This is a genomic window from Pseudomonas sp. OTU5201 (assembly GCF_038440135.1).
GTDB classification, from domain to species: domain Bacteria; phylum Pseudomonadota; class Gammaproteobacteria; order Pseudomonadales; family Pseudomonadaceae; genus Metapseudomonas; species Metapseudomonas resinovorans.
On sequence record NZ_JASATC010000065.1, the window covers coordinates 1 to 22,915 of the forward strand.

Below are 22,915 nucleotides of genomic sequence, written 5' to 3' on the forward strand. Positions count from 1 at the left end.
GTTGTCGCTGGCTTCCCTGCTAAACGCCGCCATTCGCTGGCAAGCCAGCTCCTACGGGCAATGCAGTTACCTACAACACGTCATGCAGACATAGCCAATTCATTCGCCAAGCAGGCCGAAGGTCTGCCCTTCAAGGCCTCAGGGCGCAACTGCGCCGCCCTTGGCGAATGAATTCGCCTCTACAACGGAAGACAGGCATTAGCTGTAGGGAAAGCGCCCAAGGTCTGATTGAAATGAACGGTGAATGAAGTAGGCTGGGTCCTACTCACCTCATAACTACAAGAAAGAGCTGCTTGATGCGTCACGATATCAGTCTGCTTCGCAAGTTCGTTTCTCCCGAGATCATTTTCGGCGCCGGCTGCCGGCACAATGTTGGCAACTACGCCAGCACCTTCGGCGCACGCAAGGTCCTCGTGGTGTCCGACCCCGGGGTACAGGCCGCTGGCTGGGTCGCCGACGTGGAAGCCAGCCTGCAGGCCCAGGGTATCGACTACTGCCTGTATACCCAGGTATCGCCGAACCCACGTGTGGAAGAGGTGATGCAGGGGGCCGAGGTCTACCGCAGCATGGGGTGCAACGTGATCGTCGCCGTGGGCGGCGGCAGCCCCATGGATTGTGCCAAGGGCATCGGCATTGTTGCCGCCCACGGCCGCAGCATTCTCGAATTCGAAGGGGTGGACACCCTGACGGTGCCCAGCCCGCCGCTGATCCTCATCCCGACGACCGCCGGTACCTCGGCCGACGTGTCGCAGTTCGTGATCATTTCCAACCAGCAGGAACGGATGAAGTTTTCCATCGTCAGCAAAGCGGTGGTGCCGGATGTGTCGCTGATCGACCCCGAAACCACCCTGAGCATGGACCCCTTCCTGTCCGCCTGTACCGGGATCGACGCCCTGGTCCACGCCATCGAGGCCTTTGTCTCCACGGGCCACGGTCCGCTCACCGACCCCCATGCGCTGGAGGCCATGCGCCTGATCAACGGCAATCTCGTAGCAATGATCGCCAACCCCCGGGACATCGCCCTGCGCGAGAAGATCATGCTTGGCAGCATGCAGGCGGGCCTGGCCTTCTCCAACGCCATCCTCGGCGCCGTGCATGCCATGTCCCATAGCCTGGGCGGTTTCCTCGACCTGCCCCACGGTCTGTGCAACGCGGCGCTGGTGGAGCATGTGGTGGCCTTCAACTACAGCGCCGCGCCGGAGCGCTTCAAGGTCATTGCCGAGACGTTTGGCATCGACTGCCGTGGCATGACCCAGAATCAGGTGCGTCAGCGTCTGGTGGAGCATCTGGTGGCGCTGAAGCACGCGGTGGGTTTCCACGAAACCCTGCGCCTGCATGGCGTCGGCTCATCGGATATTCCTTTCCTCTCGCGCCACGCCATGCATGATCCCTGCATCCTCACCAACCCGCGCGAGTCCAGTCAGCGGGATGTCGAGGTGGTGTATGCCGAGGCCCTCTGACGATCAACGCGATGCCCTGACCGGGCTGCTGGGGCTCGGCAGTCATTCCGCGCGCAAGAGCCACTACCCCGAGCTGCTGGCTCGCCTGGAAGAGCTGGAGACCGAACGCAACCGCTACAAATGGCTGTTCGAGCACGCCGTGCACGGCATCTTCCAGGCCAGCCTGCGCGACGGCATGCGTGCGGCCAACCCGGCCCTGGCGCAGATGCTCGGCTATGACTCGCCGCAGGACTGCCTCTGGCCGCTGGTCGAGCTGGCCGACAGGCTGTTCGTCGGCGGCGCCGCCGAGCTGGCGCGGATTCGCCGCGCCCTGCAGCGCGAGGGCGGGCTGTTCGGCTACGAGACAAGGCTCAGGCGCAAGGACGGCAGCCATGTCGACGTGCTGATGAACCTCTTGCTCAAGCCCGATGAAGAAGGCCTGGTGGAGGGTTTCGTCGCCGATATCACCGAGCGCATCCTGGCCCAGCAGCGCCTGCAGACCCTCAACGATGAGTTGGAGCAGCGGGTGCTGGCGCGCACCCGCGAGTTGCAAGGGCTGAACGCGCAGCTGCGCGAGGCGCGGGACGCCGCCGAGGCCGCCAACCTGAGCAAGGACAAGTACCTGGCCGCCGCCAGCCACGACCTGCTGCAGCCGCTCAATGCCGCGCGCCTGCTGGTCTCGACCTTGCGCGAGCGGCGCTTGCCGGCGGCCGAGCAGCAACTGGTGGAGCGCACGCACCAGGCGCTGGAGGGTGCCGAAGACCTGCTCACCGATCTGCTGGATATCTCCAAGCTGGACCAGAGCGCGATCAAGCCGGACCTGGACGTCTACGCGCTGGATGAAGTGCTCGGGCCCCTGGCCTCGGAGTTCCAGAGCGTGGCCGGGGCGGCCGGCCTGGAGCTGCGGGTGCGTATCCCGCGCGTCGGCATCAGCACCGATTTCCGCCTGCTGACCCGCATCCTGCGCAACTTCCTCAGCAATGCCTGCCGCTATACCGAGCGCGGGCGCATCCTGCTCGGCGCCCGCCGCCGGGGTGATCGGCTGCGCCTGGAAGTCTGGGACAGCGGGCGGGGGATTCCGGCGGACCAGTTGCAGGCGATCTTCCTCGAATTCAACCAGCTGGACGTGGGCCGCGCCGCGGAACGCAAGGGCGTGGGCCTGGGCCTGGCGATAGTGGACCGCATCGCCAGCATGCTGGCGTACCGGGTGGAAGTGCGTTCGCAACTCGGACGGGGCTCGGTGTTCAGCATCGAAGTGCCTCTCGCGGAGGCTCCGCCGTTGGTGCGGCCGACGCTGGATGCGCGGCCGGTGACCGGCGATCCGCTGCCCGGCCAGCGCCTGCTGGTGGTGGACAACGAACCGGGCATCCTCGAGAGCATGGCGGCGCTGCTGGGCCAGTGGGGCTGCCAGGTGCTCACCGCCACCGATCTCGACGGCGCATTCGAGGCGCTGCAAGGCCGGGCGCCGGACCTGATCCTGGTCGACTACCACCTGGACCACGGCGTGGTCGGCTGCGACCTGATCCAGGCCTTGCGCCAGCACTTCGACCGCGAGCTACCGGCGGTGATCATCACGGCCGATCGCAGTGACCAGTGCCGCCGCAAGCTGAGAAGCCCCGGCGTCCCGTTGCTGAACAAACCGGTCAAGCCCGGCAAGCTGCGGGCGGTGATCAGCCAACTGATCGGCAATGCCGGCTGAGGCGATCCTGATGTCGGGTGGGAGCCAGTTCATTCGCGAAAGCAGGTCGCAGGCCTGCCCCTGGAGTCCTTGGCCACAAGGTGCGCCATGCGTACCGGGACAAGGCCGCAGCGGATGATTCGTCCCACTTGCCGACCCACCTCTGCTGTTGCTTCTGTCGGGTGAACGTGCGCGAACGTCCTGAGAAGAGTGCGGATCAGGTTCACTGTGCTTGAATGAATTTACCTGGTGCAGCCCAGCGCTGAGTTCAACGAACCGCCCATTCCATCGCCGGCCAACGTTCCCTCACAGAGCGCCGTTGCGCCTCGCGGCAATGCCCTGGCCGACTACTAAAGGTTACGCAGGGTAGACGACGCACTCCCCGGAGTACGCTGAGCAACCTGAGGCTCCGGCCTCTAGCAGCAGGGGGTCTGATGATTTTTCTGCCAATAGAAGGGGCGGGTACGGACACCCCTTTGTTGTGGGCATTACGCAGCGCCGCGCACAGGCGCGGTGACAGCCAGACCAGCCAACAACCCGACATTCCCAGTCTTCGCCTGCCCGAAGGTGCTGCCGCGCCGTATGACCTGGCGCATGCGCGGCTGCTTCCGCACGCCGCGCAGGGTAGCGAATAGATGGCCCGGCTGGCAGCCATCGGGCAACCGTCGAGATCGCGCTGGGGGTTCCTGCGCCTGGTCCTGCCGTACTGGAATTCCGAGCAGAAGTGGAAGGCGCGCGGTTTCAGCCTGGCACTGCTGCTGCTCACCCTGGCCCAGGTCGCCCTGGTGATCTGGATGAACTACTGGAACCGCGCGCTCTTCGATGCCCTGGAAGCAAAATCGCTGAGCCGCCTGATGGTGCAGATCGGCACCTTCGTGGTGATCCTCCTGCTGACTGTGGGCGTCACGGCCCTGCATATGCAGGTCAAGCGCTGGTTGCAGCTGGATTGGCGCAAATGGCTGACGGTAAAGGTCCTCGACCGGTGGATGGCCCATGGGTATCACTACCAGTTGCAGTTGACCGAGGGCGAACATGACAACCCGGATGGTCGTATCGCCGAAGACATCCAGGTAGTGACCGGCAGCACCATCGCCCTGATCCACTCGCTGGTCTATTCGCTGCTGATCTTCGGCAGTTTCGTCGACATCCTGCTGAGGGTGACCGGCAGCGCCAGTATCCCCGGCACCGGCCTGCTGGTTCCGGGCTATATGGTCATCCTGGCATTCGCCTACGCGGGGGGTGGCGCCATGTTCGGGCTGCTGCTCGGGCGGCCGCTGGTCAAGGCGACCAACAGGCTGCAGACCGCGGAGGCGGATTTCCGCTTCGGGCTGGCCCATGCGCGGGAACGTTCCGAGTCGATCGCGCTGATGCAGGGCGAAGAGGTCGAGCGGCGCAGCTCAACGGCCGTTTTTGCCGAGCTGGGCCGCCGCTGGTATCGGCAAACGCTCGCCTATTCGGGAATCGTGTCCTTCACATCGGGCTACGGCGTGCTGTTGCCGGTGTTCCCGATCCTGGTCATGGCGCCCCAGTACATTGCCGGCAGCATGACCCTGGGGGTGTTGATGCAGGCCGCGCAAGCCTTCCAGCAACTGACTTCGGCACTCTCCTGGCCGATCGACAACCTTTCCGAGCTCGCCCGCTGCCGGGCCTCCGCTGACCGGGTGATGAGCCTCTACAACGACCTGTTGCTGCTGGAAGAGCGGGCCGCCGTGCGGCAGGAGCATCGCATCAGCCTGGCGCAGTCGAACCAGGCGCAACTGGTGCTGCGTGACCTGTGCATTTCCAACCCCGACGGGAAGGTCCTGATCGAGGGCCTCAACGAAGTGATCCAGCGCGGCGAGCGGGTGCTGATCTCCGGCGATCCAACCGTCACCATCTGCCTGTTCAAGGTGCTGGCCGGCCTGTGGCCGTGGGGGCATGGGGAAGTTTCGCTGCCGGCGGGGCCAGCGATCTGTTTCCTCCCGCAGCGACCATTCCTGCCTCCTGGCAGCCTGCAATCGGTGCTGAGCTATCCGCAGCCGGTGGGCACCTTCGCTGCCGGTGCCATGCAGCGTGCCCTGGAATGCGCCGGGGTTGCCTGGCTGGCCGCGCGGCTGGACGAGGCCGATAACTGGCACAGCGTGTTGCCGCTGCGCGCACAGCAGCGGCTGGGCATTGCCCGGCTGTTCCTGCAACAGCCGGCCTGGGTGTTCATCGAAGAAGCGACCAGTGTCTTCGAGCCCAAGGACGAGGAATACCTGATGGACATGCTGCACCGCGAAATGCCCGACACGACGCTACTGGCCATCAGCCTCCAAACCGGCCTGGAGCGACACTACCAGCGCAAACTCCTGCTCAATCACCTGCCGCAGGAGGAGCAGTTCCTCGGTTATGGCACATCGCTGCGCGAGCTACGCAAAGGTTGAGGGCAACCAGCCGCGCGCGACGCATTCGCGAAAGCACCAGGCTGGCGTGGTTTCGGTCTTGTAGCTCCAGAAGAACCAGCCCAGGTACTTCTCGAACGTCAGCAACTGAGCGGCGGCATAGCCGCGATAGGCGATGTCCTTCTGGAAAGCGTCCATGCTTTCCAGGGCATGATTGAACGGCCCTTCGGCCCAGAGCGAGACCACTTTCAGGTCGAGGCCCAGGCTCCATTCGCCGCAATAGGCCGGCAGCCCCAATTGCTCGATGATCGCGTCGGCTTCGGTTTTCCATTGGCCGCTGGCCTTGTGTACGTGTGTGTAGATGTCGCTGTCGATGTCGCAGCGCTCGAAGCACTGGTAGCGATGGATATCGAAGACCACGTTGGAGAATTCCGGCGCCTGCATAAAGCCCAGGTACTGCTCGAAGGGGCGGAAGCCATCATGGAAGACCACGCTGACCTGCTCGGCCTTACAGTACCGGCGAATGCGATGGTAGGCGTCGAGGTTGTAGCTTTTCAGGTAGTCGGTCGGCACATCCCAGCGCGGCTCGTTGAGGACTTCGATGGCATGCAGGGCCGGCTCGCCGTGGTAACGCTCGGCCAGGCGCTCCAGCACCTTCAGGGAGTGCTCGCGATATTCCACCTGGGTGTGCCATTCGCAGACATCCTTGATCCCGCCGTTATCGAAACCGTTCTGGCAGCCGGGGGCGGCGTGCAGGTCCAGGACGATCTTCAGCTGGAGTTCGTCCGCCCAGGCAAACGCCCGGTCGAGTACGTCGATCCCGCCCTCGACGAAGGGGTGGGGGTTGCTGCCGTAGCTGCGGTGGTAAGGGTAATCGGGACCGAAGATCCAGTGGCCGAGCGGAATGCGCACGGCGTTTATGCCTCGCTCGTGCAGCCAGGCGAAGTCATCGCGCGTGATGAAGCTGTTCCAGTGCTGCTTGAGCCTTTCCGTGGCACCTGCGCCCATCTCGGCGCACCAGGTCGTTTCATCCGTGGCCTGCAGCCCATCGAACAGGCTGGGGGTCATCCACTTTTCCAGCACCAGCCAGCCGCCGAGGTTGACCCCGCGCAGCTTGGTGCCGGGACCGGTGTGATTGGGGTTCTGCTGCTCCATGACTGCACTCCTGTGGTCCGTAATAACTGCAAGAAGGACAAGCACAGGAACATTCTGGGTTATGGAGAACGAAGCTGCCCGTTTACGCACGCTCCTCAGTGCTGCCGGTCCTTTTCTGTAGGGGCGAATTCATTCGCCCCTACAAGAGGGAAGCGGAAGACTCAGCCGATCACCTCATAGGGCAGTCCGACATAGTTCTCCGCGATGGTCCGGCGGCCGGCCTCGGAGCCGACGTAGTAGTCCAGCTCGGTCTGCTGCATGCGACGGCCGAAGGCGTCGGTGTCGGGGAAGCGGTGGAGCAGTGAGGTCATCCACCAGGAGAAACGCTCGGCCTTCCAGATGCGCCGCAGGCAGATGGCCGAATACTGTTCCAGCAGGTCGGTACGGCCGTCGCCATAGACCTTCACCAGGATGCGGAGCAGGGTGTTCACGTCGCTGGCGGCCAGGTTAAGACCCTTGGCGCCGGTCGGGGGGACGATATGGGCGGCGTCGCCCAACAGGAACAGGCGGCCGTACTGCATGGGTTCGACCACGAAGCTGCGCAGTGGGGCAATGCTCTTCTCGATGGAGGGGCCGGTGACGAGCTTCGCCGCGGTCTGCTCCGGCAGGCGGCTTTTCAGCTCTTCCCAGAAGCGCTCATCCGACCAGTCCTCCACCTTCTCGTCGGCCGATACTTGCACGTAGTAACGGGTGCGGGTGGGTGAACGCATGCTGCAGAGCGCAAAGCCACGTTCGTGGTTGGCGTAGATGAGTTCGTTGTTGACCGGAGGGGTATCGGCCAGTACGCCGAGCCAGCCGAAGGGGTAGACCCGTTCGAACTCCTTGAGCACGCCAGCAGGGATGGATTTGCGTGACACGCCGTGGAAGCCGTCGCAGCCGGCGATGTAGTCGCAGTCGATGCGGAAGGTTTCACCGTTCTGCTCGAAGGTGACGTAGGGCGCGTCGGATTTCAGGTCGTGGGGCTGAGTGTTGGAGGCATTGTAGAAGCTGCGTGCGCCACAGGCGGCGCGGGCTTCCATCAGGTCGCGGGTGACTTCGGTCTGGCCGTAGATCATCACCGTCTTGCCGCCGGTCAGGCCCTTGAGGTCGATGTGCTCGCGGCGGCCGTCGAAGGCCAGCTCGAAGCCGTCATGCACCAGGCCTTCGCGGTCCATGCGTTCGCTGACGCCGGCTTCGCGCAGCAGGTCGACCATGCCCTGTTCGAGCACCCCGGCGCGGATGCGGCCAAGGACGTAGTCCGGGCTCTGGCGTTCGATGATGACGTTGTCGATACCAGCCTTGTGCAGCAACTGGCCGAGGAGCAGGCCGGACGGGCCGGCGCCGATGATGGCGACCTGAGTCTTCATTGTTGTTGTCCTCTCGAAGCGTTCCGGTGGCCGGCGCAAGGCAGTCGCGGCTCACCTGTAGTTTGGGTGCGCCTGTATTTTTTGTGGATCGCCATCGGCTTTGAAGGCAATATCCAACGCCTTTCATGGATTTTTCGTGGATTCATGCGGTTGGAGGTTCAATGACCAGACACGCCCACGCTCCGGTTCCGGTGTTCAAGCTCTATGGCGAAACCACCGCCTGGCCGACGCCGGACCTGATCCACTGGGAGTCCATCGAGTCGCGCAGCCGCCTGCATGAATGGGAGATCAAGCCGCATCAGCACGGTGACCTGGTGCAGTTGCTCTATGTGCGATCCGGCCGCGCCGAACTGGAAGTGGAAGGGCAGGTGAACCGTATCGATTGCGCGTCGCTGCAGGTGGTGCCGACCCTGTGCGTGCATGGCTTCCGTTTTTCCGACGATGTCGACGGCCATGTGCTGACCCTGGCGTTGCCGCTGGTGGAACAGGTGGCCGGATTGCTGAACAGCCAGGCGCTGCTCACGCCGGCCTGCTTTCCCGCCGGCGAGAGCCAGCCTTATCTGGACACTCTGTTCGAAGCCATCAGCCGCGAGTACGCACAACAGGCACCGGGCCGCGAGTTGATGCTGCAATCGTTGATCAGCGTGCTGCTGGTGTGGATCGGCAGGCGCTCGCTGGAGCAGTCACAGTCCGAAGCCCAGCAGCAGGATCGGGGCAGGCTGCACCTGCAGGCATTCACCCATGCGTTGGAGCAGCACTTTCGCGAACACCTGTCCATTGAGCAATACGCCCAGCGCCTGGGCATCAGCTCCGCCCACCTCAATGCCCTGTGCCGGCGCCTGGCCGGGCAATCGGCGCTGCAGATGATCAACCAGCGCCTGCTGCTGGAGGCCAAGCGTTGCCTGGTCTACACGGCGATGACCATCCATCAGGTGTCGGACAGCCTGGGCTTTTCCGAGCCGGCGTACTTTTCCCGCTTCTTCAAGCGCGGCACGGGACAGTCGCCGAAGGCGTTTCGCATAGCCCGCTGAGTGTAGGGGCGAATTCATTGGCTATGTCTGCATTAAGTGTTGCTAGAACGTCCTGAGCCAGGCTGCTTGCCGAATTCTGCGGATGTTTCTGGTTTCGCCTTCCCAGGCGAGTCCCTAAGCAGGCCGCAGGTCTGCCCTGGGAGGCTTGATGGGGCACCTTCGCTGCCTTTGGCGAATTCATTCGCCCCTACAGTTGGTATTTCCGGGCGATAAGGTGATCGATGGACAGCACTCCAGGTCCCTGGCTGACCAGCAGCAGTAGGCTTGCGGCCCAGACGCCGTGGGTGGGGTAGGCGTCGGGGTAGACGAAGGTCTGGATTACCAGGGTCATGCCGAGCAGGGCCAGTGCCGAGAAGCGCGTCGCCAGGCCGAGCAGGATCAGCAGCGGAAAGAAATGCTCGGAAAACGCCGCTGCATGGGCCGCCAGTTCCGGCGACAGCAACGGCAGCTTGTACTCGTCGGTGAACAGCGGAATGGCCGAGGCGGATAAGTGTGGGATGCCCAGTTGGAAGGTGCCGTCCACCAGGTCGATGGCCAAGCCATCCACCTTGGTCTGCCCGGATTTCCAGAAGATCGCGGCAATCGAGAAACGGGCGACGAAGGCCACCAGGCTGTACGGAACCCGCTTGCACAGCTCGATGGCCTGGAGCACCAATTTCACCGGCAGGTGGCTGTAGTGGATCTGGAGGGTGGCGTTCATTGCATCTGACTCCCGCAGTTGAGGGTGAACCGGGTGATGGCGCCGCCTGCCAGGAGGCGTGCCAGGGTGGAACCGAGATCGAAGTGGGCATCGATGGCCAGTGCTGCGCCCACCGCTGGCCCGAGTGGACTGCCAGCGCCAAGGGCCTGAATGAATGCGGTAGCGCCGGGGCCGATCAGGCTGACTTCAACCTCCAGTCCATTGCGCAAGACCAGTGCACATTCGGGCCGGTCGGGGCTCACCTCGGACAGTTCGAGCAGCCCCTGGTGGGCGGCCCAGAGTGAAGCGATGGCGTAGTCAGAGCGAATCACCGCCACCGAGGGATGCAGCCAGAGCCGCATGCCGGGCAGCCGTTCCGGGGCCGCCAGGACGGCGGCAAGGCGGGCCCCGTCCAGGGGGGGCAGGTCAGCGGCGTGATAGGCGTGAACCTGCGCCAGTTCCAGCCGCGCCATATCTGCCAGGTAAGGCAGGCTGGCGGCCGGCGGAAATGCCGCAATGAAGTCGGGGAACTCTCCCCCGTAGAACGCCAACAGGGGAGACCGGGGTGGTACCGCTTGCACGTACAGGCGGGCCATGCCGGCGAAGAATGTTTCGCCCACCAGTTGCCTGACGACCGGGAACGTGTCGGCCAGGGCACCGATCAGCGACGCCAGCACATTGTTGCGGTACACCGCGAAACGCCGTGCCGGGTCGGAGCCGTTCCAGGCATGCAGCCCAGTGGGGCAGTGCAGCTCCGAGTCGAGTAGGGCGCAAGCGAAGGCATTGGCGTTCATGCTGCTTTCTCCTGGCGCAGCAGTTGTTCGGCATAACCTGCCTCGCGCACCAGGGTCTCCAACGGGGGGATGTCGTTGTCCCGTTCGATCAGGGTGGGCAGCGGGCCTAGGCGTTTCAGGGTTTCGCTGTAGAGGGCCCAGACGGCAGCATCTACCGCGGAACCGTGATGATCGATCAGCAGGCGTGCGCCGGCGGCGTCGAGATCCTCGGCAAAGCCTGCCAGGTGAATTTCACCGACCACATGCAGGGGCAGGGCAGCCAGGTAGGTGCGGACATCGCGGTTGTGGTTGACGCAGGACACATAGGCATTGTTCAGGTCCAGCAGCAGGCCGCAGCCCGTGCGCTTCACCACATCGTTGATGAACTCGGCTTCGTCCAGCCGGGAGCTGTCGAATTCCAGGTAGGTGGCCGGGTTCTCCAGCAGCATCTGTCGCTGCAGATGGTCCTGCACCTGGTCGATGTGCTGGCAGACGCGCTCCAGGCTGGCCTGATCGTAAGCCAGTGGCAGCAGGTCGTTGAGAAACACGTCGCCATGGGTGGACCAGGCCAGGTGCTCGGAAAAAGACGCCGGTTCATAGCGCTCGATCAGCACGGCCAGACGGTCCAGATGGGCGGTGTCCAGCGGCTGGTCGGCACCGATGGAAAGGCCGACGCCGTGGATCGAAAGCGGATAGTCCCGGCGGATTAGCCCGAGGTAATGGTGGAAGGGGCCACCCGCGACCATGTAGTTCTCGGCGTGGACTTCGAAGAAGCCCAGGGCGGGTCGGTTATCGAGTACATCCCGATGGTGCTGGGACTTGAGCCCGATGCCGGCCCGCGCCGGCAAGCCACCGGCAGGAGCGTGGAGCGGTGAGGAGTAGGTCATGGTGAGTGCTCCCGCCGGTGGTGGTCAGCCCTTCTTCTCTTCCTTGAATTCCTGCAGTTGACCGAAGCCAGTGGGCGAACTGGGGGATGCGGTTTTCTCGCAGGTGCCGGTCGGTACGTACTTCCAGGCGTTGCCCTGGTAATCCATCTTCGCGGTGCCTGCGCAGGAGGTGCCGGCGCCGGCGGCGCAGTCGTTCTTGCCTTTCATGGCGATGCCGAAGCACTTTTCGTTGTCGGCGGCCTGGGCAGCCACTGGGGCCATGGACAGGCCGATGGCGGCGCTCAGGGCAAGGGCGAGACCGGTTGCGGATACGACACTGGCAGTTGAGGTTTTCATGCTTGTTCTCTCCGTTTCTGATGGGACGACTGGGGCAGGATGCCCTGGGTGGCGGGGCACGTCCGGTTGCCCGGGCGTTGGAAGTACCGCCTTCGGGACAAGAGACTTGAGTGTGGTCCGGGTGTTACAGCGCGACTGCAGATTTTTCTCCGTTGCTACGCTTCGTCGCGTCTCTGGCCCTCCTGTCAAAGCCGTCATTGCGGCGCCTTGACTCCTGTTCCAAGGCCGCAAAACTGAGGCGCAAGGGCCGGAAAAAACTACCGATACGCCAACACTCAGCCCTGAATCATCACTCTGGCAACAATGACAATTGCTTCGACTAGGGGAGGCAATCATGTGTCATTCAGTTGAGGTCAGTGGGCTTTACACCGCCGAAGGGAGCCGGCAACTGATCAATTATCCCGACGCCGATGCTGCGTTGCCGATTCACGACCCACGGCGTGGCGTGGTGTGGATTCCCTGGGGACGCCGCAGCCAGGATCTCGGCGAACTGCCCGTCACGGGCTGGCTGCTGGGGGATGGTTCGCTGCCAGAAGGCTGGGATCGATTCAGCCCGGCCACGGTACTGGCACGGGTGGCGCGCTTCATGGAAATGACTCACGAAGGCGAGCCATGCTGGTTCGAGGTGGAGGACGGCAAGTCGCTGCAATGCATACTGCTGCGTCATGGCCACGAGCAGCGGGTGTATGTGGTCACCACCGAAACGCCCAACGAACAGCACCGTAGCTGGCCGCTGACGCGCGGACACGGGGGAAGAGGGCGGATGCATCCGGCATGAACTGTGGGGGCGAATTCATTCGCAAAGGGCCGTGCAGTTGCCCGCTTGGCAGCTTGCAGGCGGACCTACGGCCTGCTCAGTGTTTGAAATCACCTCCACGATTCGTCCCCGTGCAGCACGCTAGAGGCGTTCCGGCGCCGTTCTGTTTTGGTGAATACTTTCTTCTCGATTATTCGTTTTACGTGAATCGGTCGCTGCCTTACTTTCGCCGCAAGACTGATCGCGAGCCCTGATGGGCTCTCACGTACAACGAGGACAGCATGACTACGCCTGCCGCCATCTCCCGTAACCCCGCCACTGGCGAAGAAATTGCCCGTTATCCGTACCAGGATGCCGCCGCGCTGGAGGCCAGCCTGGCGTCCGCCGAGCGTGGCTTTGCGGTCTGGAGCCAGTACAGCGTCGAAGCGCGCGGCGCGGTCCTGCTGCGTATGGCCAAGGCCCTGCGCGACAACGCCGAGTCCATGGCACGGATGACCACGACTGAAATGGGCATGCCGATCAGCCAGTCCCGTGGCGAGATCGAGAAGTGCGCCAAGCTCTGCGAGTGGTACGCCGAGCACGGCCCGGCCATGGTCGCCGACGAGCCGACCCTGGTGGAGGACGACAAGGCCGTGGTTGCCTACATGCCGCTGGGCCCGGTGCTGGCGGTGATGCCCTGGAACTTCCCGATGTGGCAGGTGATGCGCGGCGCGGTGCCGATCATCTTCGGCGGCAATGGCTATGTGCTCAAGCATGCGCCCAACGTCATTGGCTGTGCCCGCCTGCTCGGGGCTGCCTGGGCCGAAGCCGGTCTGCCGGAAGGTGTGTTCGAGGTGATCAACGTCGAGCCACCGCTGGTATCGGTCGCCATTGCCGATCCGCGTATCGCCATGGTCGCGGTGACCGGCAGTGTCGGCGCGGGTGCCGCCATCGCCTCCCAGGCTGGCGCGGCACTGAAGAAGTGCGTACTGGAGCTGGGCGGGTCCGACCCGTTCATCGTCCTGGCCGACGCTGACCTCGACCAGGCGGTGAAAGCCGCTGTCACCAGTCGCTTCAACAATGCGGGCCAGGTCTGCATCGCGGCCAAGCGCATCATCCTCGAAGCGCCCATCGCCGAAGCCTTTACCGAGCGTTTCGTGGCGGCCGTCGAGGCGCTGCAGATCGGCGATCCGCAGGCTGATTCCACCTTTGTTGGCCCCATGGCGCGCTTCGACTTGCGCGACGAGCTGGACGGCCAGGTGCAGTCCACTCTGGCGGAAGGCGCGACCCTGTTGCTGGGCGGCCACAAGCTGGAAGGTACGGGCAACTACTATGCGCCCACGGTCCTGGCGGATGTGACACCGGACATGACCGCCTTCCGCAAGGAAATCTTCGGCCCGGTGGCGTCGCTGATCGTTGCGCGTGACGCCGAACATGCTGTTGAACTGGCCAACGACAGCGAGTTCGGCCTGGGTGGTGCGCTCTGGACGGCCGATGCTGCCAAGGCGCAGAAGCTGGCTCGTCGCATCGTCAGCGGTGCCGTGTTCATCAACGGCTTCACCGCCTCCGACCCGCGCGTGCCGATTGGTGGTGTGAAGAAGAGCGGCTACGGTCGCGAGCTGTCCCACTTCGGCCTGCGCGAGTTCCTCAATGTGCAGACCATCTGGCGCGATCGCGGCTGATCGACCGGGACGGATGAAGAAAGGGGCTGACTTGTTCAGCCCCTTTTTCATTTCTGAGAAAGGAACCCGGGGCGCTGCTCTTGTAGGGGCGAATGCATTCGCTAAGTAGACCAAACGTCTGCCGTGTTAGTCCGTGAGCCGGGGCAGCTGCGCCGCCCCCCACATAGCCAATTCGTGCGAATCCCGGCAGGCCAATCGCGTGACCCTTGGTCAGTTGAAACGTCCCGGCCAGGTCGCTGTGCTATATCCGGAAGTGAGCAAGGCATGGCACGTGCCAACCTCAAGTTGAGCTTTCCCGCCACGCCCGCGAGGCCTGCCGACCCCGTGGCCCCGGGCCTTCAACGGAGGTAGACCCCATGAGCACCCTGCAATGCGTACATCGCGACCACACCATCGTCGCCGACGTTTTCGAGCACCCGGGCATTCCCACGCCCTGGGCTGCCGGTTGTCACATCATCGCGCCTGACGGGCAGAGCACCCGGCGTATCGCCTTGCCGGTGAGGTATGCCTTTCTCGCGGAGCTGGACAAGGCACAGCAGGCTTCCATCGCCCATGGCAAGTGGCTGGTGGATCAGTACCTGGACCAGGGGCGCGAGCTCTTCCCGAAGGTTGCCTGAAACGCCTGGGGCAGGGAGGCCCCTTGTCTGACGCCATTGCGCCCCATCTCTGAGGGGCGCAATGCCTGCGCGGACGACTTGCAAGGAGCAACTCCATCAACGATTACCGCCGTGACCCCGACCTGGCCGGCGTCATCTGCCTGCGGTGATCCTCAAGGCGCGGGCTATCTCGGCATCCGGAAGGCCTGATCAGGCCGCATTCTCACAAGGCTGGTGCTCGCGGCAGATCAGTTCGATGGATGGGCGGGCCAGGGGTTCCCGGGTCAGCCCGCAGAAGGGCTCTCCGTCCCGCAGTTGGTGGAAACGGCAAGTCTTGCACAGACCGAAGCCCGGTACGTCCACCTGACGCTGGACGGTTCGCAACAGTTCCCCCAGCAACTCCTCCAGCGCCGCAGCGTTCGGCCCCATCTCGGCCAGGGCCTGGGCCAGAAATGCCGGAGGCGTCACCGTTGCCAGCAGCTCCCGAGCAGCAGGCGTCAGGTCCAGGTGCACGCTGCGCTTGTCCTGCAGGTCCTGGCGTTTCTCGATCAGCCCCTTGGCTTCCAGCGCCTTCAAGGATTGCGACACGGTGCCCTTGGTCAGGCCCAGGTAGTCGGTGACGGCCAGCGGCGTGTCCGAGTAGTGGTTGCAACGCGCCAGGTATTCCAGGGCACTGAGCTGCACGGGCTGCAGGTCAGCCAGCAGCGGGTGCTCGCGGTGCCAGATACGCATCAGGCTGGTCAGTCGTTCGAACAGATCGAATAGGGTGGTCATGTTCACCTCCGCCGATAGATAGTATCGAGTAAAAACTATATTGACAAAGGGGTGTTCGCAGGTAATCTGGATAACGTATCGATTCGATACCAAATTAGCCAGGAGACCGAAAATGACTACCGCTCGCTACTACCACGCCGGCTGCCCGGTTTGCGTATCCGCTGAAACGACCCTGCTCAATCTGCTTGCCCCTGAGGTAAAGGTGGAAGTGGTGCACCTGGGCGAGGTCCCCGCACGCGTCGCCGAAGCTGAAGCTGCCGGCGTGCAGTCGGTGCCCGCCCTGGTGGTGGACGGCCAGGTCCTGCACATCAATTTCGGCGCCGCCATCGCCGACCTGAAGTGAGGAGAGCGTCGACATGCAGGTGAAAGTCTTCGATACCCATGTCCGTACCCGCGATGGCCGCTACCTGCACTTCGACGTGCTCACCAGCGGCGGCGACAAGCTCCAGGCCAGCCAGTACGCCAGTGAATGGCTGGCCAGCCAGGGCGTGCACGACGCCGACATCGCTGCCAGCGAATGCCTGTTCTGCCACAGCGAGATCGCCAATCCGCAGGTGGCCGAGGTCATCGGCCGGCAGGGCTATTCCATCATCCCGCTGCAAGGCTGCTGAGGAGGTCAACCATGTATCAGCCCCTGGATTGCGACCTGCACGATTTCCTGGAAATCGCCTGCCTCTATCGCTACCTGCTGAAGGTCGAACTGGTGGACGGCGGCGGGTTCGAGGCCAGGGCGCTGACCACTCACACCAGCGCGGAGAAGGAAGAGTTCTTCGTGCTGGAAGTGGAGGATGGTCCCTGTTCCGTGCGCATGGATCGCCTGCTGGCGATCACGCCGCTGGAGCCGGGCGCGCGTTTCGGCCGCGTGGAGTTGGCAGGGAAAGTCTGTGCGATCTGACCGCATGAGGATTTTTGTGGGAGCGATTTCAATCTCGAAAGAATTCGCTCCCACACGTGCAGCGTGCTGAACCCGATGGGTATCGCTTCGCTCAACCACCTCCTACGAATACCGGTCAACGAATGGCTCCCGAGCCTGTCCTTGCGCTAGCCTTCGCAGGCCAGCCGCAACAGGACGCCGCCGTTGAACATCGATACCCGCATCAAGTTCCGCCATCTGCTGTGTTTCCTCGAAGTGGCCCGCCAGGGCAGCCTGGCCCGTGCGGCGGACCAGCTTGCGGTGAGCCAGCCGGCCATTTCCAAGACCCTCAAGGAGCTTGAAGAAGTCCTTGAGGCCAGCCTGTTCGACCGCAGCAAAAGCGGCGCCAGCCTGACCGAGGCGGGGCTGGCTTTCATGCGTTACGCCGGTCCCTGCGTGCAGGCCCTGCGTGACGGGGTGAACAGCCTGCGCGAAGGCGAATACGCCGCCGGTAGCGTTCGCCTCGGCGTCCTGTCGACTGTCGAAGGGCTGCTGGTTCCCGAGGTGGTGAAGCGTTTGCACCAGCGCCATCCCTCTCTGGTGGTCAGCGTACTCACGGGACCGGGCGCCTATCTGCTGTCACAGTTGCGGGTGGGCGAACTGGATCTGGTGGTCGGTCGCATGACCGACAGCCCCGAGATCCACGGCCTGACCTTCGAACACCTGTACAGCGAATCCATGACCCTGGTGGTCAGGGCCGGTCACCCGTTGCTGGAGGAGGGCGCAGATCGCCGTTCCCTGGATGGCTTCCCGCTGGTTCTGCCGTTGGCCGGTACCACCATCCGCAAGCACGCCGACGGCTTCTTCGTACAAAGCGGAATCAGCCCGCCGCGCCAGCGCCTGGAAACTCTCTCCCTGGCCCTGAGCCGACGTTATGTGTTGAACGGAGATGCGGTATGGATAGCCCCGCTGGATGCCGTGCGCCTGGACCTGGCCAGTGGCGAACTGGTGGAGTTGGACCTGGGCTTCAAGGAACCCGGAGGTTCTGTCGGTATCTGCAGTAATGCGTCGTTGCCGCTTTCGCTGGCGGCACATTGGGCCGTGGAGACCCTGCGCGAGGCTGCTCTGGACTACCGTGAGGGGCGGCTTACATAACCATTTGGTTATGGATGGCCGGCAGGATTTCAATTTTCTGCCAGCCTCTGTTGGATGAGACTGCGCGTCACGGCCCACTGCCCTGTGCATCGATTGGCCGCCCGACAACTCCAATAAGAGGAAACCGTGATGTCCGATGCGGAAAACAGCCGTTTCGTCATTCGTGACCGAAACTGGCACCCGAAAGCCTTCACCCCCGACTACAAGACGTCCGTTGCCCGCTCCCCACGCCAGGCGCTGGTGAGCATTCCGCAGTCCGTTTCCGAGACCAGCGGCCCGGATTTCTCCCACCTGAAGATGGGCGAGCACGACAATGATCTGCTGCTCAACTTCAACAACGGCGGGCTGCCCATCGGCGAGCGCATCATCGTTTCCGGACGGGTTGTCGACCAGTACGGCAAACCGATCCCCCATACCCTGGTCGAGATGTGGCAGGCCAACGCGGGCGGCCGCTATCGCCACAAGAACGACCGCTACCTGGCGCCGCTCGACCCGAATTTCGGCGGCGTCGGCCGGGCCCTGACCGATCGCGATGGCTACTACTATTTCCGCACCATCAAGCCGGGTCCGTATCCCTGGCGTAACGGTCCGAACGACTGGCGCCCCGCGCACATCCACTTCTCCATTAGCGGGCCGTCCATCTCCACCCGCCTGATCACCCAGCTGTACTTCGAAGGCGACCCGATGATCCCGATGTGCCCCATCGTCAAGAGCATTGCCAACCCCGATGCGGTGCAGACGCTGATCGCCAAGCTCGACATGAGCAACGCCATCCCCATGGATTGCCTGGCCTATCGCTTCGACATCGTCCTGCGCGGCCAGCGCAAGACCCACTTCGAAAACCGCTGAGGAGACGCCCGCATGCCTATCGAACTGCTGCCGGAAACCCCCTCGCAGACTGCCGGCCCCTACGTACACATCGGCCTGGCCCTGGACGCGGCCGGCAACCCGACCCGCGACCAGGAAATCTGGAGCCAGATGGCCAAGGCAGATGCCCCCGGCCAGCACATCCTGCTGCTGGGTAACGTCTACGACGGTAACGGCCACCTGGTGCGCGACTCCTTCCTGGAGTTCTGGCAGGCCAACCATGAAGGCGTCTACGACAGCGCCTTCGACCTGGAGAAGCCGTTCAACTGCTTCGGCCGCACCGCCACCACCTTCGACGCCGGCGAGTGGACCCTGCACACGGTCAAGCCGGGCGTGGTGAAGAATGCTGCCGGTGTGCCCATGGCGCCGCACATCAACGTGTCGCTGTTTGCCCGCGGCATCAACATCCACCTGCAGACCCGCCTCTATTTCGATGACGAGTCCGCCGCCAACGCCGCCGATCCGGTGCTCAACCTGATCGAGCAGCCGCAACGCCGCGAAACCCTGGTGGCGCGCCGCTGCGAGGTGGATGGCAAGCTGGCCTATCGCTTCGATATCCGCATCCAGGGAGAAGGGGAAACGGTGTTCTTTGACTTCTAGGGAACCCGTATTCGATGGGCAGGCTGAAGCCGTCGGCCGGCGCATCGAACGGCACTTCGAAGCACTGCTGGAGGCCCGGGGTTACCGGGCCGACGCCGCGCAACGCACAGCCATTGGCCACCTCGGCCAATGGCTGGAGTCGTTTCTGGCTGGCAAAAAATCCTGGCTGAGGCGCCTTCCCGCCGGGCTCTACCTTTGGGGCGGAGTAGGGCGCGGCAAGAGCTTCGTGATGGATGCCTTCTTCGCTGCTGCACCGCTTTCCGCGAAACGCCGCGTGCACTTCCATGCCTTCCTCCAGGAATTGCAGGAACGCATGCGTAACTTCGCCGGGCAGCCCGATCCGCTGGCCCTCGCCGCCAGGGCGCTGGTGGCGGAAACGCGAGTGCTCTGTTTCGATGAATTCCACGTTCATGACATCGGCGATGCCGTGCTGCTAGGGCGCCTGCTCAAGGTGCTGGTGGAGGAGGGCGTCGGCATGGTCTGCACGTCCAATTACGACCCGGATGGCCTTTGTCCGAACCCGCTGTACCGCGAGCGGTTCAAGCCGGCGATCGCGCTGATCGAAAAGCGCTTCGACGTGCTCAACCTCGATGGCGGGGAGGATTACCGCCTGCGACGCGGGGAGTTCGAGTCCTGGGGCTCCTATTGCTGGCCTTCGTCGGCCTTTGAAGAGGGCTGGATCGAGCGCCAGTTGGGGCTGACCTCAGCCGCCGAGCGCGATGCAGTCATTTCCGTCAACCACCACCCCTTGCGCCTGCGAGCGGTAGAGGGGGAGTGCGCCTGGCTGGATTTCGACGAACTGTGCCGACGGCCTCACTCCAGTGCCGACTTTCTCTGGTTGAGCCGGCGCTTTGGCCATCTCGCCATCAGCACCGTGCCTTGCCTGGGTGAAGAAGCCATCGACGTGCAACAGCGCTTCGTCAACCTGATCGATATCGCCTACGACGCCGGTACGCCCCTACTGCTGGTCAGCGAGTCCAGCCTGGACGACCTCTGTCGGGGTAAACCCCATATGGACTTCTCCCGCACCCGCAGCCGTTTGCAACAGCTCAAACCGGTCCGGCCGCGCGAGGATCACTGACTACTGGCGAGTCCTGAATGCTCCAGATTCTTGGTATCACCGCTCCCATTTTTATCCTTATCGGCATTGGCTACCTGTCGGCTCGTGGCCGGCTGGTCAGCGCAGAGCAGGTGTTGGGCATGGGCAAGTTCGTCATCACCTTCGCACTGCCGGCCCTGGTGATCCGCGCGCTGCTGGAGAAGCCCCTGGACGACGTGTTCGACGCCACCTACCTGCTGGCCTACGGCATCGGTTCACAGGCGGTGTTCTGGTGCGGATTCCTGTTCGCGCGTCTGGTGCGCAAGGACAGCCTGAGCGGCAGTGCCCTGAGTGGTCTGGGCATGTCGGTGTCCAATAGCGGATTCATCGGCTACCCCATCGTCGCCATGGTGCTCGGCTCACCGGCTGCTGTCGCCCTGGCGCTGGGCATGCTGGTGGAAAACCTGCTGATGATTCCGCTGGCACTGGCTATCGCCGAGTTGGGTCGGCAGAACGGTGGCGGACTGCGCGCAGCCCTGCTGGACACCTTCCTGCGCCTGCTGCGCAATCCGGTGATTATCTCCATCAGCATCGGCCTGGGATTGGCCTTGCTCGGCGCTCGCCTGCCAAGCGTGCCGGCCAAAGTGGTGGAGATGCTGGCGATGGCCTCGGCGCCGGTTGCGCTCTTCGTCATCGGCGCCAGCCTCAATGGGCTCAGGGCTGGTGGCCTGGTCAAGGACGTGGCGCAACTCAGCATCGGCAAGCTGCTCCTGCACCCGCTGGCGGTCATGCTCAGCTTCCAGTTGCTGCCCCCGGTCGACCCGGTGTTGCGGGTCGCGGGCGTGCTCTTCGCGTGTTCGCCGATGATGAGCATCTACCCCATCCTCGGCCAGCGCTTTGGCCTTGAAGGTCGCTGCGCGGCGGCACTGGTGGTCTGCACCGTGCTGGCCTTCGTCACCATCAGCGGTTTCATCGGACTGCTGTCGTAGCACCGGGCGCGAACCCGAGCGCTGGCTATCCTCAATTGGGCATCCGCACCTAGGTGCGGCCACCCTGATCAGAGGAGGCGGCGATGAGCAATCGACTGAGTGAGGAGTGCAAGGATCTGTTGTTCCGCCAGGCACGGACCCACAGTGCCTGGCTGGAAACACCGGTGAGCGACGATACGTTGCGTGAGCTCTATGACCTGATGAAATGGGGCCCGACCAGCGCCAACTGCTGCCCGGCGCGCATCCTCTTTCTGCGTACGCCCGAGGCCAAGCGGCGCCTGCTGCCGGCGCTCGCGCCGGGCAACGTGGACAAGACCATGGCAGCGCCGGTTACCGCCATCATTGCCTATGACCTGAAGTTCTACGAGCAACTGCCCAAGCTCTTCCCGCACACCGATGCACGTGCCTGGTTCGCCAGCACGCCAGAACTGGCCGGCCTCACCGCGCGGCGCAACAGCTCGCTGCAAGGGGCCTATTTCATCATTGCGGCGCGGGCCCTGGGCCTGGACTGTGGCCCCATGTCGGGCTTTGACAATGCGCTGGTGGACCATGAGTTCTTCCCCGCGGATGGCGCCGGCAGTGCGTTCCAACTGGAGCACTTCGCGGACAGTCAGGTGAAATCCAGCTTCCTGTGCAATCTGGGTTACGGCGATCCGTCGAAGCTGCATGCGCGTGGACCACGCCTGGAATTCGACGAGGCGTGCAAGCTGTTGTAGGGGAAATTATCGAAATGCCAGCCCCGAACGCGCGGGTAGCGCGCCGGGGTGATGGCGTCTGCGGTGGGGGGATTGCGGCTGCGCCTCTTGAGCGAAGCCGTTGCCGGGCGCCGAGGTACCTGATCAAACCGGGGCGCCGGTTGGCGGCGGCAAAAGTAAGAGCCGAAGGCATTCGGGTCAATTGCGATTATCGAACTTTGGTTCGATAATCGGCCGGACTTGACGTGACCTCGATCCACCAAGGACAACAAGAATGACTGAAGAACTGCGCGCCCCGCTGCCTCCCCTGGCCCCGCCGATCATCGCCTCGCCAGCCAAGCGGATCGAAGCCTTCACCGGTGATCCCAACTTCATGACCTCGCTGGCCCGCGGCCTGGCGGTGATCCATGCGTTCCAGGAGCGCAAGCGCCACCTGACCATCGCCCAGATCAGCCACCGCACCGAGATTCCCCGTGCTGCCGTGCGCCGCTGCCTGCATACCTTGATGAAGCTGGGCTATGTCACCACCGACGGGCGCACCTACTCGCTGCTGCCGAAAGTCCTGACCCTGGGCCACGCCTACCTGTCCTCGACGCCGCTGGCGGTTACCGCCCAGCCGATCCTCGATCGCCTCAGCGACCAGCTCCACGAAGCCTGCTCGATGGCCACCCTGGAAGGTGACGAGATCCTCTACATCGCTCGTTCGGCGACGCCCAACCGGCTGATCTCGGTGGACCTGAGCGTCGGCAGCCGCCTGCCGGCCTACTGCACGTCCATGGGCCGCATCCTCCTGGCCGCTCTGGACGACGCCGCGCTGGACGACTACCTCGAACATGCCGACCTGCAGGTGAAGACCAGCCGCACCGTGCACACCGTCGACGGCCTGCGCGCCAGCATCGCGGAAATCCGTCGCCAAGGTTGGGTAATCATCGATCAGGAGCTGGAGATGGGCTTGCGCTCGGTGGCGGTGCCCGTCCGTGATTCCGCCGGCCAGGTGCTGGCTGCGCTCAACGTCGGCACCCACGTCGGCCGGGTCAGCCGCCAGGAACTGGAAACCCGCTACCTGCCTGCGCTGCTGGAGGCGAGCAAGGAACTGAGTACGCGGTTGTTTCATTGAACCGAGCGGCGAACTCAGCTGTAGGGGCGATTTCATTGGCTATGTCTGCGTTAGCTGTTGCGAGAAATTGACCATCGGGCCAAGAGCCTTGTAGGAGCTGGCTTGCCAGCGAAACGCCGCCAATA

At 63.7% G+C, this 22,915-nt stretch carries 24 protein-coding genes; 17 read left to right on the top strand and 7 right to left on the bottom strand.

The window, feature by feature from the left end; genetic code table 11:
- The first annotated feature begins 296 nt into the window (after positions 1 to 296).
- From ercA to AAHM40_RS25690, 3 genes are all read left to right on the top strand, one after another.
- Positions 297 to 1,460, top strand: a complete 1,164-nt coding sequence (gene ercA, locus AAHM40_RS25680) for an alcohol dehydrogenase-like regulatory protein ErcA (protein WP_342247218.1) — start codon at positions 297 to 299, stop codon at positions 1,458 to 1,460.
- Positions 1,444 to 3,138, top strand: a complete 1,695-nt coding sequence (locus tag AAHM40_RS25685; RefSeq protein WP_342247219.1) for a hybrid sensor histidine kinase/response regulator — start codon at positions 1,444 to 1,446, stop codon at positions 3,136 to 3,138. Before ercA ends, AAHM40_RS25685 begins: the two co-directional genes overlap by 17 nt.
- A gap of 614 nt (positions 3,139 to 3,752) precedes the next feature.
- Positions 3,753 to 5,522: an ABC transporter ATP-binding protein/permease gene (locus tag AAHM40_RS25690; RefSeq protein ID WP_342247220.1), complete on the top strand. Its 1,770-nt coding sequence runs from the start codon at positions 3,753 to 3,755 to the stop codon at positions 5,520 to 5,522.
- Here AAHM40_RS25690 and AAHM40_RS25695 read toward each other — a convergent pair.
- Together AAHM40_RS25695 and pobA are read right to left on the bottom strand one after the other, a co-directional pair.
- Positions 5,508 to 6,635 (bottom strand): glycoside hydrolase family 5 protein, encoded by a 1,128-nt coding sequence (locus AAHM40_RS25695; RefSeq protein ID WP_342247221.1) that lies wholly within the window; start codon positions 6,633 to 6,635, stop codon positions 5,508 to 5,510. The genes AAHM40_RS25690 and AAHM40_RS25695 overlap by 15 nt on opposite strands.
- A 161-nt stretch (positions 6,636 to 6,796) precedes the next feature.
- On the bottom strand, positions 6,797 to 7,981 hold the full coding sequence (gene pobA / locus AAHM40_RS25700; RefSeq protein WP_342247222.1) for a 4-hydroxybenzoate 3-monooxygenase: 1,185 nt from the start codon (positions 7,979 to 7,981) through the stop codon (positions 6,797 to 6,799).
- 161 nt (positions 7,982 to 8,142) lie between these two features.
- Between pobA and AAHM40_RS25705 the strand changes: the two genes are divergently transcribed.
- A complete protein-coding gene (locus tag AAHM40_RS25705) occupies positions 8,143 to 9,012 on the top strand; it encodes a helix-turn-helix domain-containing protein (RefSeq protein WP_342247223.1) in 870 nt (289 codons plus the stop codon).
- A 187-nt stretch (positions 9,013 to 9,199) separates the two neighbouring features.
- Here the strand turns inward: AAHM40_RS25705 and AAHM40_RS25710 are convergent, their stop codons facing one another.
- The 4 genes from AAHM40_RS25710 to AAHM40_RS25725 are packed head-to-tail and all read right to left on the bottom strand — an operon-like array spanning position 9,200 to position 11,687.
- Positions 9,200 to 9,712: a DoxX family protein gene (locus tag AAHM40_RS25710; RefSeq protein ID WP_342247224.1), complete on the bottom strand. Its 513-nt coding sequence runs from the start codon at positions 9,710 to 9,712 to the stop codon at positions 9,200 to 9,202.
- Positions 9,709 to 10,485, bottom strand: a complete 777-nt coding sequence (locus AAHM40_RS25715; protein ID WP_342247225.1) for an HvfC/BufC N-terminal domain-containing protein — start codon at positions 10,483 to 10,485, stop codon at positions 9,709 to 9,711. Before AAHM40_RS25715 ends, AAHM40_RS25710 begins: the two co-directional genes overlap by 4 nt.
- Positions 10,482 to 11,351 carry an MNIO family bufferin maturase gene (gene bufB, locus AAHM40_RS25720; RefSeq protein ID WP_342247226.1) on the bottom strand — a complete coding sequence of 290 codons (870 nt, stop codon included), beginning with the start codon at positions 11,349 to 11,351 and terminating at the stop codon, positions 10,482 to 10,484. The genes AAHM40_RS25715 and bufB overlap by 4 nt, the downstream gene beginning before the upstream one ends.
- Before the next feature lie 24 nt (positions 11,352 to 11,375).
- The gene (locus tag AAHM40_RS25725) at positions 11,376 to 11,687 is read right to left on the bottom strand and encodes a BufA1 family periplasmic bufferin-type metallophore (RefSeq protein ID WP_342247227.1); all 312 of its coding nucleotides are present in this window, start codon (positions 11,685 to 11,687) and stop codon (positions 11,376 to 11,378) included.
- 334 nt (positions 11,688 to 12,021) lie between these two features.
- Here AAHM40_RS25725 and AAHM40_RS25730 point away from each other — a divergent pair, with 334 nt between their 5' ends.
- The 3 genes from AAHM40_RS25730 (at position 12,022) to AAHM40_RS25740 (ending at position 14,722) form a co-directional block, all read left to right on the top strand.
- On the top strand, positions 12,022 to 12,465 hold the full coding sequence (locus AAHM40_RS25730; protein ID WP_342247228.1) for a hypothetical protein: 444 nt from the start codon (positions 12,022 to 12,024) through the stop codon (positions 12,463 to 12,465).
- A gap of 260 nt (positions 12,466 to 12,725) precedes the next feature.
- Positions 12,726 to 14,105 carry an aldehyde dehydrogenase family protein gene (locus AAHM40_RS25735; protein WP_342247229.1) on the top strand — a complete coding sequence of 460 codons (1,380 nt, stop codon included), beginning with the start codon at positions 12,726 to 12,728 and terminating at the stop codon, positions 14,103 to 14,105.
- A 356-nt stretch (positions 14,106 to 14,461) separates the two neighbouring features.
- Positions 14,462 to 14,722, top strand: a complete 261-nt coding sequence (locus tag AAHM40_RS25740) for a hypothetical protein (RefSeq protein ID WP_342247230.1) — start codon at positions 14,462 to 14,464, stop codon at positions 14,720 to 14,722.
- Between the two features lie 189 nt (positions 14,723 to 14,911).
- Here the strand turns inward: AAHM40_RS25740 and AAHM40_RS25745 are convergent, their stop codons facing one another.
- Complete coding sequence (locus AAHM40_RS25745) at positions 14,912 to 15,481, bottom strand: MarR family winged helix-turn-helix transcriptional regulator (protein ID WP_342247231.1); 570 nt, start codon at positions 15,479 to 15,481, stop codon at positions 14,912 to 14,914.
- A 106-nt stretch (positions 15,482 to 15,587) separates the two neighbouring features.
- Here AAHM40_RS25745 and AAHM40_RS25750 point away from each other — a divergent pair, with 106 nt between their 5' ends.
- The 10 genes from AAHM40_RS25750 to AAHM40_RS25795 all read left to right on the top strand — a co-directional run bounded on the left by AAHM40_RS25750 (position 15,588) and on the right by AAHM40_RS25795 (position 22,790).
- On the top strand, positions 15,588 to 15,818 hold the full coding sequence (locus AAHM40_RS25750; RefSeq protein ID WP_342247232.1) for a thioredoxin family protein: 231 nt from the start codon (positions 15,588 to 15,590) through the stop codon (positions 15,816 to 15,818).
- A gap of 13 nt (positions 15,819 to 15,831) precedes the next feature.
- Complete coding sequence (locus tag AAHM40_RS25755) at positions 15,832 to 16,086, top strand: DUF2024 family protein (RefSeq protein ID WP_342247233.1); 255 nt, start codon at positions 15,832 to 15,834, stop codon at positions 16,084 to 16,086.
- 11 nt (positions 16,087 to 16,097) lie between these two features.
- The gene (locus AAHM40_RS25760; protein WP_342247234.1) at positions 16,098 to 16,370 is read left to right on the top strand and encodes a Rho-binding antiterminator; all 273 of its coding nucleotides are present in this window, start codon (positions 16,098 to 16,100) and stop codon (positions 16,368 to 16,370) included.
- 183 nt (positions 16,371 to 16,553) lie between these two features.
- Positions 16,554 to 17,483 (top strand): pca operon transcription factor PcaQ, encoded by a 930-nt coding sequence (gene pcaQ, locus AAHM40_RS25765; protein ID WP_342247235.1) that lies wholly within the window; start codon positions 16,554 to 16,556, stop codon positions 17,481 to 17,483.
- A gap of 129 nt (positions 17,484 to 17,612) precedes the next feature.
- Complete coding sequence (gene pcaH / locus AAHM40_RS25770) at positions 17,613 to 18,332, top strand: protocatechuate 3,4-dioxygenase subunit beta (protein ID WP_342247236.1); 720 nt, start codon at positions 17,613 to 17,615, stop codon at positions 18,330 to 18,332.
- Positions 18,333 to 18,344: 12 nt separating this feature from the next.
- Complete coding sequence (pcaG, locus tag AAHM40_RS25775; RefSeq protein WP_342247237.1) at positions 18,345 to 18,950, top strand: protocatechuate 3,4-dioxygenase subunit alpha; 606 nt, start codon at positions 18,345 to 18,347, stop codon at positions 18,948 to 18,950.
- Positions 18,940 to 20,031, top strand: a complete 1,092-nt coding sequence (gene zapE, locus AAHM40_RS25780) for a cell division protein ZapE (protein WP_342247238.1) — start codon at positions 18,940 to 18,942, stop codon at positions 20,029 to 20,031. The genes pcaG and zapE overlap by 11 nt, the downstream gene beginning before the upstream one ends.
- Positions 20,032 to 20,048: 17 nt before the next feature.
- Positions 20,049 to 20,978, top strand: a complete 930-nt coding sequence (locus tag AAHM40_RS25785) for an AEC family transporter (protein WP_342247239.1) — start codon at positions 20,049 to 20,051, stop codon at positions 20,976 to 20,978.
- Positions 20,979 to 21,061: 83 nt separating this feature from the next.
- The gene (locus tag AAHM40_RS25790; RefSeq protein ID WP_342247240.1) at positions 21,062 to 21,694 is read left to right on the top strand and encodes a malonic semialdehyde reductase; all 633 of its coding nucleotides are present in this window, start codon (positions 21,062 to 21,064) and stop codon (positions 21,692 to 21,694) included.
- A gap of 253 nt (positions 21,695 to 21,947) precedes the next feature.
- A complete protein-coding gene (locus AAHM40_RS25795; RefSeq protein ID WP_342247241.1) occupies positions 21,948 to 22,790 on the top strand; it encodes an IclR family transcriptional regulator domain-containing protein in 843 nt (280 codons plus the stop codon).
- Positions 22,791 to 22,915: the final 125 nt, after the last annotated feature.